Below are 14,484 nucleotides of genomic sequence, written 5' to 3' on the forward strand. Positions count from 1 at the left end.
CTTCTCAAGGACTTACATTTGCAGCTAGACTTTTGCAATAAAAGCAAATCACTGTTGCCGCTAATGGTTGCAACTCATCCATCAATCAGAATTGGAGAAGATCATGCTGCAAACTGCCGATAGCGTGCAACCGGCCTTGACGGCCAGACCAGTGCGTGAATCCGAATTTGTCTCGCATGACGGCACCCGACTGTTTTATCGGACATGGCCTGCGACCGGCGCTGTAGCGAAGGGCGCGATCATTCTTCTCCATCGCGGCCACGAGCACAGCGGCCGGGTCGCCCATCTCGCCACCGAACTCGGCCTCGATGATTTTGCCTTCTACGCCTGGGACGCACGCGGCCACGGGCGTTCGCCGGGAGAGCGCGGTTATTCGCCATCCTTTGCCGCCTCGGCGCGTGATCTCGATTGCTTCGTCCGTCATGTCAGCGAGACCAGCGGCACTGCTGTCGAAAACATCGCCGTCATTGCGCAGAGCGTCGGCGCGGTGCTGGCCAGCACCTGGGTGCACGACTATGCGCCGCCGATCCGTGCGCTGGTGCTGGCCTCGCCGGCCTTCAGCGTCAAGCTTTACGTGCCGTTTGCCAGGGAAGGCATTGCGCTCCGGGAAAAGCTCAAGGGAACGTTCTTCGTCAATTCCTATGTCAAGGCGAGGTTTCTGACGCATGATCCCGAGCGCATCGCCTCCTTTGAAGCCGACCCATTGATATCTAGGCCGATTGCCTCCAACATTCTGTTGCAACTCTATGAGGCGGCAGCCCGCGTCGTCGACGACGCCCGCGCCATCACCGTTCCGACCCAGTTGCTGATTTCCGGCAGCGACTGGGTGGTGCGGCATGCGCCGCAGCACCGGTTTTACGAAAACCTCGGCAGCCGCATCAAGGAACGGCATGTGCTCGCCGGCTTCTACCATGACACGCTTGGCGAAAAGGACCGCGCGATTGCGCTCGCCGAGATCCGCCATTTCATCGATGCGCGTTTCGCCGAGCCTCGGGCGCCTGCCGACCTTCGCACAGCCCATGTCCAGGGCTATACCAAGGACGAGGCCGACCGGCTCGCGAGCCCTCTGGAGGCCACATCCCCGCGCGGCATCTACTGGGCGCTCAGTCGTCTCAACATCAGGCTCGGCGCGCTGGTGTCCGAAGGCATAAAGACCGGGGTGAAGACCGGTTTCGATTCCGGCTCGACGCTCGATTACGTTTACGAGAACGAGCCGCGCGGGCTCGGTCCCGGCGGGCGATTAATCGACAAGGTGTTCCTCGAGGCGATCGGCTGGCGCGGCATCAGGCAGCGCAAGCTGCACTTGCAGGAACTGATCGACCTGGGGCTGCAGCGCCTGAAGGCAGCCGGCCGGAGCACCCACATGCTCGACATCGCGGCCGGGCACGGCCGTTATGTCCTCGATGCCATCGAGACGGCTGTCGTGCGTCCCGATAGCGTGCGGCTGCAGGATTATTCCCCCATCAACGTCGAGGCCGGCCGCAACAGCATCGCCGCGCGTGGACTGGGTGATTTCGTGAGCTTCCGCCAGCAGGACGCCTTTGACGGCGAGGGGCTGGCTGCAATCACGCCGGCTCCGGATCTCGCGATCGTCTCCGGCCTTTACGAGCTGTTTTCCGACAATGCGATGATCGCCGCTTCGCTCGATGGGATCGCCCGCGCGATTCAGCCCGGTGGCCTGCTCATCTACACCAACCAGCCATGGCATCCGCAACTGGAGATGATCGCCCGCGCGCTCACCTCCCACCGCGGCGGCCAGGCGTGGGTGATGCGGCGGCGGACGCAAGAAGAAATGGACCAGCTGGTCGCCGCCGCCGGTTTCCGCAAGATCGAACAGCGCATCGACCAGTGGGGCATTTTCACCGTCTCGCTGGCGGAGAGAGTTTGAGGGCAAAGCCGTTGGAGCAGGCACGTTCTCCTCTTTCCCGGACAGCGCCGGTCCTGAAGCGGGCCGCACTCTGGCTCGCCTTCCTGGCGCCGTTCTTCTATCTGACCTATGGCGGCGCCAACTGGCTGGCGTCGCAACGCGCTGATGTGCCGAACATCGCCTTCACATGGGAAAGCGCCATTCCGTTTCTCGGATGGACGATCATTCCATATTGGTCGATCAACCTGTTCTACGGGCTCTGCCTGTTCATCAACACGACGCCGCGCGATGTGGATATGCTGGCGAGGCGTTATCTGACGATCCAGTTGATCGCGGTCGCCTGCTTTATCGTGTTTCCGCTCGAAGCGATCTTCGTGCGGCCGGCAACGAGCGGCCTGCCTGGTTTCATGTTCGCCGTCCTCGGCGGCTTCGATAAGCCGTTCAACCAGGCGCCGTCGCTGCATATCGCGCTGCTGGTGGTGATCTGGGACCATCTGCGCGGCCGGCTGCCGCGGAGGGCGCGGCTTGCCTGGCATGTCTGGTGCTTCCTCATCGGTGCCTCCGTGCTGACGACGTGGCAGCATCACGTCATCGACATACCGACCGGCGTGCTGCTTGGCCTTTTTGCCACCTGGCTTTTCCCGCGCGATGCCCGTTCCCCTCTTGCCGATTTTGCGTTGAGCGGCGATCCGAAGTCGCGCCGTCTCGGCACTTATTATCTGTGCGGTGCCCTGGCATTTCTCGGCATCGCAGCACTCTTTACTCCTCTATCGCCTGCAGCGCTTCTGTTGCTCTGGCCGGCCGTTGCGCTGGCGATCGTCGCAGTCGGATATCTCGGCGCCGGCCCGCAGATATTTCTGAAACGTGCCGATGGTCGAGCCGCACTTACCAGTCGCTGGCTACTGGCGCCCTACCGGCTCGGCGCTCTCATCAACGTTTGGCTCTGGACACGCAGAATGCCGGCATCCGTGGCGATCGCCGATGGCGTCCATCTCGGCCGTTTTCCGCGTCGCCACGAGGCCGACCGTTTTGCCACGGTGATCGATCTTACCGGCGAACTTCAGCGCCCGAGCGGGACGTCAACGCAATGGTGCAGCTTTCCCACCCTTGATCTCATAGGCCTCGACAAGATCCAGACGCTTGCCGCGGCGGACCTTATCGAGGTTGCCCGCCACCAGGGACCGGTTCTTGTCTGCTGTGCGCTCGGTTTCCAGCGGAGCGCCGGCGTCATCGTGCGTTGGCTGCTCATCAGCCGACGTTGTGAAAATCCAGCCGAAGCGCTGCGGCTGATCGAACGGGCGGGGCGGCGGGTTCATCTGCCCTTGGAAAGCATTCATGCCGTGACGGAGGGCTTGCAATGACGCAGTGGAATGCCACGGCCTCGGCGGCGGCGCGAAGTCTCGGCCGCAATTCGATCGTCTGCGGGCTGACGGCGCTGTTGCCGCTGACCGCCGGCCCGATCCTCGGGGGATATCGAGGCTTCGCTCCCGGGCTCGGCTGGCTCTTGATGCTCGTTTTCTGCGGGATCGTCCTTGCGCTGGCGATCCATCTCCTTTTCGATGCGCTGTTGTTCCGCCTCGCGTCGAGCCACGAGACAGAGGCCGCCGCTCTCGCCGCCGTCGACGACGTGCTGTCCCGGATGCAGCTTCGCAAGTTTGACGGGGCCGCGCGTGGCCTCGAGCGGCGGATTGCTGGATCGCGCCGCATCATCTGGCGGCAGCGTTTTGCGCTCGCCATCTATCTCGTGATTTTCGCGATCCTTCTGTTCAATGCCGCCGATGGCCAGCCGCTATGCTGAATGGCACGGCAGGTGATTGAGAGGCTCGCCAGCACGTCTGGCCGGCCTCGCCCGCGCAATCAGAGCAGGTCATTGCCGCCCTGATATGATCGACGAGTCTATGTCGTTGATGTCGCGCTTGCCGCAGAGCGCCATGGTGATGTCCATTTCCTTGCGGATGATGTTGAGCGCCAGGGTGACGCCTTCCTTTCCCATGGCGCCGAGCCCGTAAAGAAAGGGGCGGCCGATATAGGTACCCTTGGCGCCAAGCGCCACGGCCTTCAAGACGTCCTGGCCGGAGCGGATGCCGCCATCGAGATGGACTTCGATGCGGTCGCCGACGGCATCGACGATCTTCGGCAGCATGCTGATCGAGGAGGGGGCGCCATCAAGCTGGCGGCCGCCGTGATTGGAGACGATGATCGCATCGGCGCCGGTGTCGGCTGCGGCCTTCGCATCCTCCGGATCGAGTATGCCCTTGATGATCAGCGGGCCGCCCCATTGTTCCTTGATCCAGGCGACATCCGACCAGGACAGCCGCGTGTCGAACTGCTCGTGCGCAAATGTCGGCACCGAGGCGACATTGGCGACATTCTTTGCATGGCCGACGATATTGCCGAAATATCGGCGCTTCGTCTTCAGCATATCAAGGCACCAGAGGGGCCGGGTTGCCATCTGCCAGAGATGTTTCGCGGTCAATTTCGGCGGGGCCGAGAGACCGTTGCGCAGGTCCTTGTGGCGCTGGCCGAGGATCTGCAGGTCGGCGGTCAGCACCAGCGCCGAGCATTTCGCGGCCTTGGCGCGACGGATGAGGTCGAGGACGAAATCCTTGTCTCTCATCACGTAGAGCTGGAACCAGAAGGGACGCGTCGTCACTGAGGCGACGTCCTCGATCGAGCAGATGCTCATCGTCGAGAGCGTGAAGGGAACGCCGAATTCTTCCGCTGCGCGCGCGGCCAGCATCTCGCCGTCGGCATGCTGCATCCCGGTCATGCCGGTCGGCGCGAGCGCCACCGGCATGGACACTTTCTGGCCGATCATCGTCGTTTCGAGCGTGCGGTCGCTCATGTCGACCAGCACGCGCTGGCGCAGCTTGATGTCGCCGAAATCGCTTTCATTCGCCCGATAGGTGGATTCCGTCCAGGCGCCCGAATCCGCATAGTCGAAGAACATTTTCGGCACGCGGCGCTGCGCGAGTTTTTTCAGATCGTCAATGGTGAGCGGAGTGGCCATGAATCGAACCTTCTACACGTATAAATGCGACCATCGCCCATAACATGAATCCCAAAAGGAGCGTTACGGGAAACGGCCGCCCCAGACGGTCTTCACTGTACCTTGTTGGCGGGAACCGATATCGTCAAAGCCCTGTTTTCAAGGCAATGCCGGAAACGTAGGTCTCGGCGATCGCTCTGTCGTCGCCCATCGTCTGAAGCAGGAAGAGTTCCTCGGGCAGGGTCTTTACCGTTTCCATCTTCAGCGCCATGGCCGGCGTCGCGGCCGCGTCGAGGACGACGAGGTCGGCTTCGGTGCCAGGGTCCAGCGTGCCGATCCGGCCAGCGAGCGACAGCGCCTCGGCATTGCCGCGGGTCATCAGGTAGTAGCTTTCCAGCGGGTTCAGCCGTTCACCAAGCAACTGCTGGATCTTATAGGCCTCGTCCATTGTTTTCAGCATCGAATAGCTGGAGCCGCCGCCGATATCGGTTGCGACACCGATGCGGACCGGCTTTTCGCGTCGCGCCAAGGCCTTCAATGGAAAGAGGCCGGAGCCGAGGAAAAGGTTGGAGGTCGGGCAGTGAACGGCGACGGCGCCGGCCTCGCTCATGACATCGGCCTCGCGTTCGGACAGGTGGATGGCGTGGCCGAAGAGACTCTTCCGCCCGAGCAGACCATAGCGGGCGTAAATGTCGGTATAGTCGATCGCCTCGGGATAGAGCTCGCAGGTGAATTTGATCTCGTCGTGGTTTTCCGACAGATGCGTCTGAATGTGCAGGTCGGGAAATTCGCGGGCGAGCGCTGCTGTCGCTTCCATCTGCGCCGGCGTCGAGGTGATGGCGAAACGCGGGGTGATGGCGACGTGGTTGCGGCCCTTGCCGTGCCAGTCCGCTATCACCTGGCGGGTCTCGTCATAACCCATCTCGGGCGTGTCGAGCAGGCCCTGGGGGGCGTTGCGGTCCATCATCACCTTGCCGCCAACCATGCGCATATTGCGCTTCATCGCCTCGGCGAAGAAGGCGTCGGCCGAGGTCTTGTGCACGGAGCAGTAGGCGACCGCCGTCGTCGTGCCGTGGCGGATCAACTCGTCGTAGAAATGTGTGGCAATCCTTTCGGCATGCGCGCTTTCGACGAAGCGGCATTCCTCGGGGAAAGTGTAGGTGTTCAGCCATTCGAGCAGGTTGGCGGCATAGGAGGCGATCACCTGCATTTGCGGAAAATGCAGGTGCATGTCGATGAAGCCGGGGAGGATCAGATGCGGGCGGTGATCGATCTCGGCCGTGCCTTCGGCGGCTTTCGCCTTGATCTCGGCATAGGGGCCGACAGCGGCGATCAGCCCGTCCTCGATCAGCAGGCCGCCGTCTTCCTCGTAGAGATAACTCTGGCTGTCGGCGAGACTCAGGGGCGCGCGATGGAAAGAGAGGAGGCGGCCGCGAAGAAGTGTCGACGTCATTGTTTTTTGCCTTCGACTGCGCTTTCGAACCAGGCGACGAGCAGCCTGCGTTCGTCCGGCGTAATATCGGTCACGTTGCCGGGTGGCATGGCATGGCTGCGGCCTGCCTGTATATAGATTTCCCGGGCATGGGCGGCAATTTCCGCGTCGTTTTCGAGCATCACGCCTTTCGGTGGCCGCACGATGCCTTCATAGGCGGGCTCGGCGGCATGGCACATGGAACAGCGCGTCGAGACCAGCTGCTTGACGGCAGGAAAATGCGGATCGCCGGCGAAGTGCCGGAAGGCGGGGGCGACCGCCGCCGTATCCGCATCGCCGGTCAACAGCTTTGGCGCGGTCGAAAGCCACATGATCAGGATGAAGAGGACGACGGTGACGATCCAGGTCCAGGTCGGGCGGCCTTTCCTCGCATGGGTGGTGTTGAACCAGTGGCGGATGGTGACGCCCATCAGGAAGACGAGCGCCGCAATCACCCAGTTGAACGCCGTACCGAAGGCCAGCGGATAATGGTTCGACAGCATGAAGAAAATGACGGGCAGCGTCAGATAGTTGTTGTGCAGCGAACGCTGCTTGGCAATTTGACCGTATTTCGGATCGGGCGTGCGCCCGGCGATGAGATCGGCGACGACGATCTTCTGGTTCGGAATGATGATCATGAAGACGTTGGCCGACATGATGGTCGCAGTGAAGGCACCGAGATGCAGGAAGGCGGCGCGGCCGGTGAAAAGCTGCGTATAACCCCAGGCCATGAAGACGAGCACGACATAGAGCACTGCCATAAGACCCCAGGTATCCCGGCCAAGCGGGGATTTGCACAGCAGATCGTAGACGACCCAGCCGAAGGCCAGTGACGCCAACGAGATCAGGATTGCGACCGTCGGCGTGATATCAAGGACGTGGCGATCGATGAGAAAAAGGTCGGCACCGCCATAATAGACGATGCAGAGCATCAGGAAGCCCGAGATCCAGGTGAAATAGCTCTCATATTTGAACCAGGTCAGATGCTCAGGCATCTGAGCGGGCGCCACCAGATATTTCTGGATATGATAGAAGCCGCCGCCATGAACCTGCCATTCCTCGCCATAGGCGCCGGGCGGCAGATGCGGGCGTTTCACCAGTCCGAGATCGAGCGCGATGAAATAGAAGGACGATCCGATCCAGGCGATCGCGGTAACGACATGGAACCAGCGCGCCGCGAAGGCGAGCCATTCCCATGCTATGGCATATTCATACATCGAGTTCCCCTATCTTCCTCCGACTCGTGACATTGCGGAAAATTTGCCGGGGAGGGAAGAGGAGAATGATGAACCGCACATGCCCTTTGCAACATGGCGAGCGTCGCGGGTCACGCCAGTCGCCAGCGATGTTGCCGAGGTCGCCAATCGCGGACGCACAGCCGATCTGTTACCCTCGTGCCTAAAAGCTGCCGAGAAGGCCATGCATTATTACTGTCTCATATTGGATCTGCTAAAATTGGCGGATCTTGAAACTATGATGAGCGGATACAGTTAGGTTTGCAGGCCGCCGGCATGAAATAACAAGAACCGTTGGAGATCGGCGGCGCATTCATCGACGGAGAGATGCCCATGCGCAGCATTCTGACGTGTGTAATGATGGCATACGCATCGTTGGCGATGGCTCACGACGCACCTTCGGGGTGGAGTTATGACCCCTATTGTTGCAATGGCGACAGTCATAATGGCGATTGCCAGATGATTCCGTCCAAAAGCGTCGCGGTGACACCAAACGGATATCGTGTGACATTGATGCCGGGCGACCACCGGCTGGTCACGCATGCTCACGTCTTTCTGCTGCCGATGACGAAGGCGATGCAGTCCGGCGATGGTGATTATCACCTCTGTCTGTTCCCCAACGAGAACACGCCGCGCTGCTTCTACGCGCCGGAAATGGGATTTTGAAGCCGAACCTACTAAGCCCTGTTCAGGTTGATTGGCCCTGATGCGTTTGTCGGGTCAGGTTCCGGCGGCGTTCATCTCCTCCAGGATCCAATTGCGGAAGGCCTTGATCTTCGGTACGTTGCGGCGATTTTCGGGATAGGCGAGCCAGTAGGCCTTGCCGTCGCTGCGGGTTAGATCGAAGGGCTGGTAGAGCCGGCCGAGCGCGATTTCGGCCTCATAGAAGGCAGGGTGAAGGATGGCGATGCCGTGGCCGGCCATCGCCGCGTCGGCTTCCATCGCCTGCGAGCCCAGCTGGTTGCGCGGGCGTCGATCGAGATCCGTATCGGTGACGCCGGCAGCCTCGAACCATTGTTTCCACCAGATGTCGCCGGCATCGAAGAGATCGAATTTCAGCAGATCGCGCGGCTCTTTGATGCCCCCTGCCGATTCCGCCAGCTTGGGGCTCAGCATCGGCGTGAACTCCAGGCCCATCAACCGGTGCAGCGCGAGCCCCGGCCAGTTACCGTCGCCCCAGCGGATGCCGACGTCGATCTGCTCGCGGCCGAAGTCGATGATGTCGGAGGTCGCCTGAAACCGAACCGCGATCGCCGGATGCTTCAAATGGAAGGAGCCGAGGCGCGGCGCCAGCCATTTCGACGCGAAGGTATGGGTCGAGCTGATGGCGAGCGTGCCTTCGACGCTGTCGCGCGCCGTCGCCATCGCGTCATGCAGCATGGCGAAGGCTTCGGTCACCTTCGGGGCCAGCCGTACACCGGTCTCCGTCAGCGCGATCTGGCGTGGGCGACGCAGGAAGAGCGGCTCGCCGACATTATCCTCCAGGAGCTTGATCTGGTAGCTGACGGCCGTCTGCGTCATTCCGAGCTCGTCACCCGCCTTGGTGAAGCTGCCAAGCCGGGCGGCGGCTTCGAAGACGCGCAGCGCATTCAGCGGAAATTGCTTCGAAAGTTTCATGGATAAGTTCTCTTGATGCAGGCAGACGATCGTTCGATTGGAATTGCACCATTTTTCGCGGCAGACTGCAACTCATACCATCAATCTGATGAGGTGACGTCATGGATTGCCATGCTATCGAAGAGAGCCAGCCGCAACGGAACAGCAGTGTTTTCCTACGTCTTGCCGGCTGGCTCATGGCCAGTTTCCACCGCTTGCCGCGCCTCGATCTTACGGCCGCGCCCGATCGGGTTAAGCGCGATCTCGGTTTCCTCGACGGGCGCGATCCCTATTATGAGGACGAGCGCATGCGGTAGGCCGCAAGCGCCGTCAGGATCTCGGCAGCGGTCATGGCGGCGATCACTTCGGGGCGCTTGTCCCTGACCGTCGAGCCGCCGATCGGCAGCGTCAGCCGCTCCATCCAGCCGTGCTCGCCGTCGCCTTCGCGTGAAAGCCAGCTTGCGAGGGTGGCGCGCTTGGTGGCGGAGCCGATCATGCCGGTATAGGCGAGGTCGGTTCTCGCAAGCGCCTCGCGAGCGATGAGGAAATCCAGCGCGTGGTCATGGGTCAGGATGACGACCGCGCCGCCGGCGGAAATATCTTTCACCAACGCTTCCGGCATTGGCACGAGCCGGGCCTTGATTTCATCCGGCAGGTTGGCAAGCTCTTGCTGTCTCGTTTCGACGACCGTCACCGACAGCGGCAGCGGCGCAAGGGCTGCCGCCAGCGCCCGGCCGACATGGCCGGCGCCAAAGAGAAAAACCTCCGGCAGGCGCTCAATCTCGCCTGCAAGCCTTGCCTTGAGCTCATCCGTCAGCGCTTGCGTCAACCGCCGAAACCGCAGTTGCGTGCGCCCGCCGCAGCATTGGCCGATTTCGGGGCCGAGCGGGATGTCCATGATGGCCGTTCCGCCGGTTCCAGCCAGAATCTCGCGCGCTTTTGCGATTGCCATGAACTCGAACTGCCCGCCACCGATCGTGCCCCAGAGGGCGTTCGCCGAAACAAGCATGAAAGCGCCGGCCTCGCGCGGAGTGGAGCCTTGCGTGCCGGTGATGTCGACCAGGACGCTCTCGGGGTGGGCGGCGAGGAAGGTGGGGAGGTCCTTCATGGCAAGGCAACCGATGGGTATGTGGCTGCGGTCCCCCCCTCTGTCCGGCAGGACAGAGGGGGGTGCCACCCACTCGGCCCGTCCTGCTCAAACAACAAATCAGCCGGACGCATCCTACACCCGCTTCATCCGCTCCACAGCCATCAGCACCCGTTCCGGAGTCGCCGGCGCATCGAGTCTCGGACAGACGTTATAATCGGCGACGCTAGCGACCGCCATCGACAGGGCTTCCAGCACCGAGATCGCCAGCATGAAGGGCGGTTCGCCGACCGCCTTGGAACGGCCGATCGTCGCTTCGGCATTCTCTGACCATTCGGCCAGCCGCACGTTGAAGATTTTCGGCCGGTCGGAGGCGAGCGGGATCTTGTAGGTCGACGGGGCATGGGTGCGCAGCCGTCCCTTGTCGTCCCACCAGAGCTCTTCCGTCGTCAGCCAGCCCAAACCTTGGACGAAGGCCCCTTCGACCTGGCCGAGGTCGATCGCCGGGTTCAGCGAGCGGCCGACATCGTGGAGAATGTCGGTGCGGTCGATCAGATATTCACCGGTCAGCGTATCGATCGAGACCTCGGTGCAGGCGGCGCCGTAGGCGAAATAATAGAAGGGGGTGCCGCGGCCGGCCTTGCGGTCCCAGTGGATCTTCGGCGTCTTGTAGAAGCCGGCGGCTGAAAGCTGGACGCGGGCGAAATAGGCCTGCTTGATGAAATCACGGAAGGGGATCTCGAACTCGCCGACGCGCACGCGGTTTGGCAGGAAGACGACGTCGGAGGGGGCCACATCCCATTTTTCGGCGGCAAAGGCCACCAGCCGTTCCTTGATCTGGCGGGCGGCATCGTAGGCCGCCATGCCGTTCAGGTCCGAGCCGGAGGAGGCGGCGGTGGCCGAGGTGTTCGGCACCTTGGCGGTCGTCGTTGCGGTGATCTTCACCCTAGAGATATCGATCTGGAAGCTGTCGGCCAGCACCTGCGCCACCTTGGTATAGAGGCCCTGGCCCATTTCGGTGCCGCCATGGTTCAGGTGGATCGAGCCGTCCTGATAGATATGGACGAGGGCGCCGGCCTGGTTGAAGGCGGTCATGGTAAAGGAGATGCCGAATTTGACCGGCGTCAGCGCGATGCCCTTTCTGATGTAGCGGCTGTCGCGGTTGAAGGCGATGATGGCGTTGCGTCGCGCCCGGTATTCGGCCGTCTCCTCCAGTTCGTCGACGACACGGGCGATGATATTGTCCTCGACCTCCTGGTGGTAAGGTGTCAGCGTGCGCCCGGAGCCCGGCTGGCCGTAGAAATTCAGCTTGCGAATATCGAGCGGATCCTTGCCGAGGGCGTAGGCGATCTCCTCGATGAAGCGCTCGGCGCCGAGCATGCCCTGCGGACCGCCGAAGCCGCGGAAGGCGGTGTTGGAGACCGTGTGCGTCTTCAAGGGTTTCGACTGCAGATGCACATGCGGGTAGAAGTAACTGGAATCAGCGTGAAAGAGGGCCCGGTCGGTCACCGGCCCCGAGAGATCGGAGGAGAAGCCGCAACGCGCCGCATAAGTCGCATCGACAGCGTGAATACGGCCGTCAGCGTCGAAGCCCACTTCGTAATCGACGAGGAAATCATGGCGTTTGCCGGTGGCGCTCATATCCTCGTCGCGGTCGGGGCGGAACTTGATGGCGCGGCCGAGCTTCTTGGCCGCAAGGGCGGCAAGGGCCGCGAACTGGCTGCCCTGTGTTTCCTTGCCGCCGAAGCCTCCGCCCATGCGGCGCACATTGACCGTCACCGCGTTCGAAGGGATGTCGAGCACATGGCCGACGATGTGCTGGATCTCGCTCGGATGCTGGGTCGAAGACCAGACGGTTACCTCGTCATCCTCACCGGGAAAGGCGACGGCGATATGGCCTTCGAGATAGAAATGCTCCTGTCCGCCGATGCGCATTTGGCCCTTCAGGCGCATGGGTGCGTTCGGCATTTCCGTTTCCGGCTCGCCGCGCTGCAGCGTCATCGGCGTGGTGACCAGCGGGCTGCCGTTTGCAAGTGCGCCGTCGATATCGCTCCAATGCGGGAGGTCGCGATAGGCGATCTTCGCCAGCCAAGCGGCGCGGCGGGCGGCCTCGCGCGTCTCGGCGATGACGGCAAAGATCGGCTGGCCGTGGAACTGAACCAAAGTTTCGGCGAGCAGCGGCTCGTCATGGCTGCCGTTGGAGCTGACGTCGTTGACGCCGGGCACGTCCTTGCCGGTGAAGACCCAGACGACGCCGGGATAGGCGGCGACCTCGGAGAGATCGATGCTGAGGATTTCGGCGTGTGCCCGGTCGGAGAGGCCGAGCGCGCCGTGCAGCAGGCCGGCGGGTTCGGGGGTGTCGTCGATATATTCGGCCGTTCCGGTAACGTGTTTGTGCGCGGAATCATGGCGCAGAGAGCCGTACATTGGGCCCGAGATGACGACTTTGGGGTCTTCGAAGGTGGACTTGTCCATTAGATCAGCCCTCCGCGAACGGAGTTAGGAAATGCGGCTACTCCGCACTCCCTCATTCCTTTGCCCTCAGGGCTTCGCCCGAGGGATGTCACAGGAATCCAGCCACGGCGCGTCTGCGCCGTGAATGACTCATATGACGCTGAGGAAATGTCTCCTGCGCCCAGGGACTTGGGCGCGCTGGATTCCTGTGACAAGCACAGGAATGAGGGAGAGGAGGAGACCGCGACTATTCCCATCAAGGCTTGCATTCCGGGCGTTCTGATCAATTTCTCCATCACGCCACCTCCTCGAACCGCTTCAGCTCCGCCGGCGCGCCGACAGTTTCCAGATAGAACCGCGTCAACAAATTCTTCGCCGTCAACTGGCGGTATTCCGCCGTGGCGCGCCAGTCGGTGAGCGGTTGGAAATCGACGTCGAAGGCGGGGCGGGCGGCCTCGATCGTTGCTTCAGTCCAGGATTTGCCGATCAGTTCGGTCTCCACCGTGCGAGCGCGTTTCGGCGTTGCCGCCATGCCGCCGTAGGCGATGCGGATGTCGGTGACGATCTCCGCGTCGTCGAGGGTCAGCAGGAAGGCGCCGAGCACGGCGGTGATGTCCTCGTCGCGGCGCTTGGTGATCTTGTAAGCGGCAAAGCGGCTGTTTGCGGGATAGGGCACGAAGACGCTCTCGACGAACTCGCCGGGCCTGCGGTCCTGTTTGCCGTAGGCGATGAAGAAGTCCTCGAGGGGGATTTTGCGCTGGCCTTCGAGGGAGCGCAGCGTCAACGTCGCCCCGAGCGCGATCAAGGGCGGCGGACTGTCGCCGATCGGGGAGCCGTTGGCGATGTTGCCGCCAATCGTGCCCATGTTGCGCACCTGCTCGCCACCGATGCGGTCGATCAGCCGCCCGAGCGCCGGGATTTTCCGGGCGATCGCTTCGAAGGCCCTGGTGTAGCTGACGCCAGCGCCGATGGTGACGCCGTCCTCGCTTTCGGTGACGGTCTGCAATTCGCTCAGGTGGTTGATGAATACGACCGGGCTCAGCCGCCGCATCTGCTTCGTCACCCAGAGGCCGACATCGGTCGAGCCGGCAACGACGGTCGCGTCGGGCTCCTGCGAGAGAACTTCGGCCAGTGCCTGGACAGAAGCCGGCACGATCAACCGGTCTTCGCCTTTGGCAATCAGGATGGTGCCGCTCGCCTGCATGGCCCAGAGCCGTGCGATGATTTCCGAGCGCGTGCGCTCCAGCGGGTCGAACAGCGCGCTCGGGCGCATCAGGCTCACCTGCTCGGCGGCCTTGACGATTGGCTCGTAGCCGGTGCAGCGACACAGATTGCCTTGCAATGCCTTTTCGATCTCGCGGCGACCGGGTTTTTCCTTTGTCAGCCATAACCCATAGAGCGACATCACGAAGCCCGGGGTGCAGAAGCCGCATTGCGACCCATGACAATCAACCAGCGCCTGCTGCACCGGATGCAGCGCGCCATCCCGGCCGGCCAGGTGCTCGACCGTCACCACGTGCGTGGCGTGCAGCGAGCCGGTGAAACGGATGCAGGCGTTGACGGATTCATAGGCAAGCTTGCCGTCGACGAGCCGGCCGACGAGCACGGTGCAGGCCCCGCAATCGCCTTCCGCGCATCCCTCCTTGGTGCCAGTGAGGCGCCGCTTCAACCGCAGAAAATCGAGAAGCGTCTCGGTCGGCCCGACATCGGTGAGCTCGATGTCCTCGCCATTCAGGATGAAGCGAATGCTGTCGTTCATGATATTCCCGGTTATGTTTTCCAAAT

The 14,484-nt window shown here is 62.2% G+C and carries 12 protein-coding genes; 5 read left to right on the forward strand and 7 right to left on the reverse strand.

Translation table 11 applies throughout. From position 1 onward, the window contains the following. Positions 1 to 103 precede the first annotated feature (103 nt). From J7U39_RS03220 to J7U39_RS03230, 3 genes are read left to right on the forward strand one after another with little or no spacing between them, the layout of a single operon-like run. On the forward strand, positions 104 to 1,888 hold the full coding sequence (locus J7U39_RS03220; protein WP_210630358.1) for a bifunctional alpha/beta hydrolase/class I SAM-dependent methyltransferase: 1,785 nt from the start codon (positions 104 to 106) through the stop codon (positions 1,886 to 1,888). 11 nt (positions 1,889 to 1,899) lie between these two features. Then, entirely contained in the window at positions 1,900 to 3,228 is a 1,329-nt protein-coding gene (locus J7U39_RS03225; protein ID WP_210630359.1) for a phosphatase PAP2/dual specificity phosphatase family protein, read from the forward strand. Beyond that, positions 3,225 to 3,665, forward strand: coding sequence for a hypothetical protein (locus tag J7U39_RS03230; protein WP_210630360.1), 441 nt, complete (start codon positions 3,225 to 3,227; stop codon positions 3,663 to 3,665). Before J7U39_RS03225 ends, J7U39_RS03230 begins: the two co-directional genes overlap by 4 nt. 69 nt (positions 3,666 to 3,734) lie before the next feature. On the opposite strand, the gene J7U39_RS03235 is transcribed toward J7U39_RS03230, so the two are convergent. From J7U39_RS03235 to J7U39_RS03245, 3 genes are all read right to left on the reverse strand, one after another. Next, entirely contained in the window at positions 3,735 to 4,877 is a 1,143-nt protein-coding gene (locus tag J7U39_RS03235; protein ID WP_210630361.1) for an alpha-hydroxy acid oxidase, read from the reverse strand. A 124-nt stretch (positions 4,878 to 5,001) separates the two neighbouring features. Next, positions 5,002 to 6,309, reverse strand: coding sequence for a guanine deaminase (gene guaD / locus J7U39_RS03240; protein WP_210630362.1), 1,308 nt, complete (start codon positions 6,307 to 6,309; stop codon positions 5,002 to 5,004). Next, positions 6,306 to 7,544, reverse strand: coding sequence for a urate hydroxylase PuuD (locus tag J7U39_RS03245; protein WP_210630363.1), 1,239 nt, complete (start codon positions 7,542 to 7,544; stop codon positions 6,306 to 6,308). The genes guaD and J7U39_RS03245 overlap by 4 nt, the downstream gene beginning before the upstream one ends. A 351-nt stretch (positions 7,545 to 7,895) precedes the next feature. Here J7U39_RS03245 and J7U39_RS03250 point away from each other — a divergent pair, with 351 nt between their 5' ends. Further along, positions 7,896 to 8,228, forward strand: coding sequence for a hypothetical protein (locus J7U39_RS03250; protein ID WP_011426364.1), 333 nt, complete (start codon positions 7,896 to 7,898; stop codon positions 8,226 to 8,228). A gap of 54 nt (positions 8,229 to 8,282) precedes the next feature. Here J7U39_RS03250 and J7U39_RS03255 read toward each other — a convergent pair whose 3' ends face one another. Continuing rightward, the gene (locus J7U39_RS03255; RefSeq protein WP_210630364.1) at positions 8,283 to 9,179 is read right to left on the reverse strand and encodes a LysR substrate-binding domain-containing protein; all 897 of its coding nucleotides are present in this window, start codon (positions 9,177 to 9,179) and stop codon (positions 8,283 to 8,285) included. 101 nt (positions 9,180 to 9,280) lie between these two features. On the opposite strand from J7U39_RS03255, the gene J7U39_RS03260 reads away from it, so the two are divergent. Further along, entirely contained in the window at positions 9,281 to 9,475 is a 195-nt protein-coding gene (locus J7U39_RS03260; RefSeq protein WP_210630365.1) for a hypothetical protein, read from the forward strand. Here J7U39_RS03260 and xdhC read toward each other — a convergent pair. The 3 genes from xdhC to xdhA all read right to left on the reverse strand — a co-directional run bounded on the left by xdhC (position 9,451) and on the right by xdhA (position 14,458). Then, the gene (gene xdhC, locus J7U39_RS03265) at positions 9,451 to 10,266 is read right to left on the reverse strand and encodes a xanthine dehydrogenase accessory protein XdhC (protein ID WP_210630366.1); all 816 of its coding nucleotides are present in this window, start codon (positions 10,264 to 10,266) and stop codon (positions 9,451 to 9,453) included. The genes J7U39_RS03260 and xdhC overlap by 25 nt on opposite strands. A gap of 114 nt (positions 10,267 to 10,380) precedes the next feature. Then, positions 10,381 to 12,720 (reverse strand): xanthine dehydrogenase molybdopterin binding subunit, encoded by a 2,340-nt coding sequence (gene xdhB, locus J7U39_RS03270; RefSeq protein ID WP_210630367.1) that lies wholly within the window; start codon positions 12,718 to 12,720, stop codon positions 10,381 to 10,383. Positions 12,721 to 12,994: 274 nt separating this feature from the next. After that, a complete protein-coding gene (gene xdhA, locus J7U39_RS03275) occupies positions 12,995 to 14,458 on the reverse strand; it encodes a xanthine dehydrogenase small subunit (protein ID WP_210630368.1) in 1,464 nt (487 codons plus the stop codon). Positions 14,459 to 14,484: the final 26 nt, after the last annotated feature.

The organism is Rhizobium sp. NLR16a (assembly GCF_017948245.1).
GTDB lineage: Bacteria > Pseudomonadota > Alphaproteobacteria > Rhizobiales > Rhizobiaceae > Rhizobium.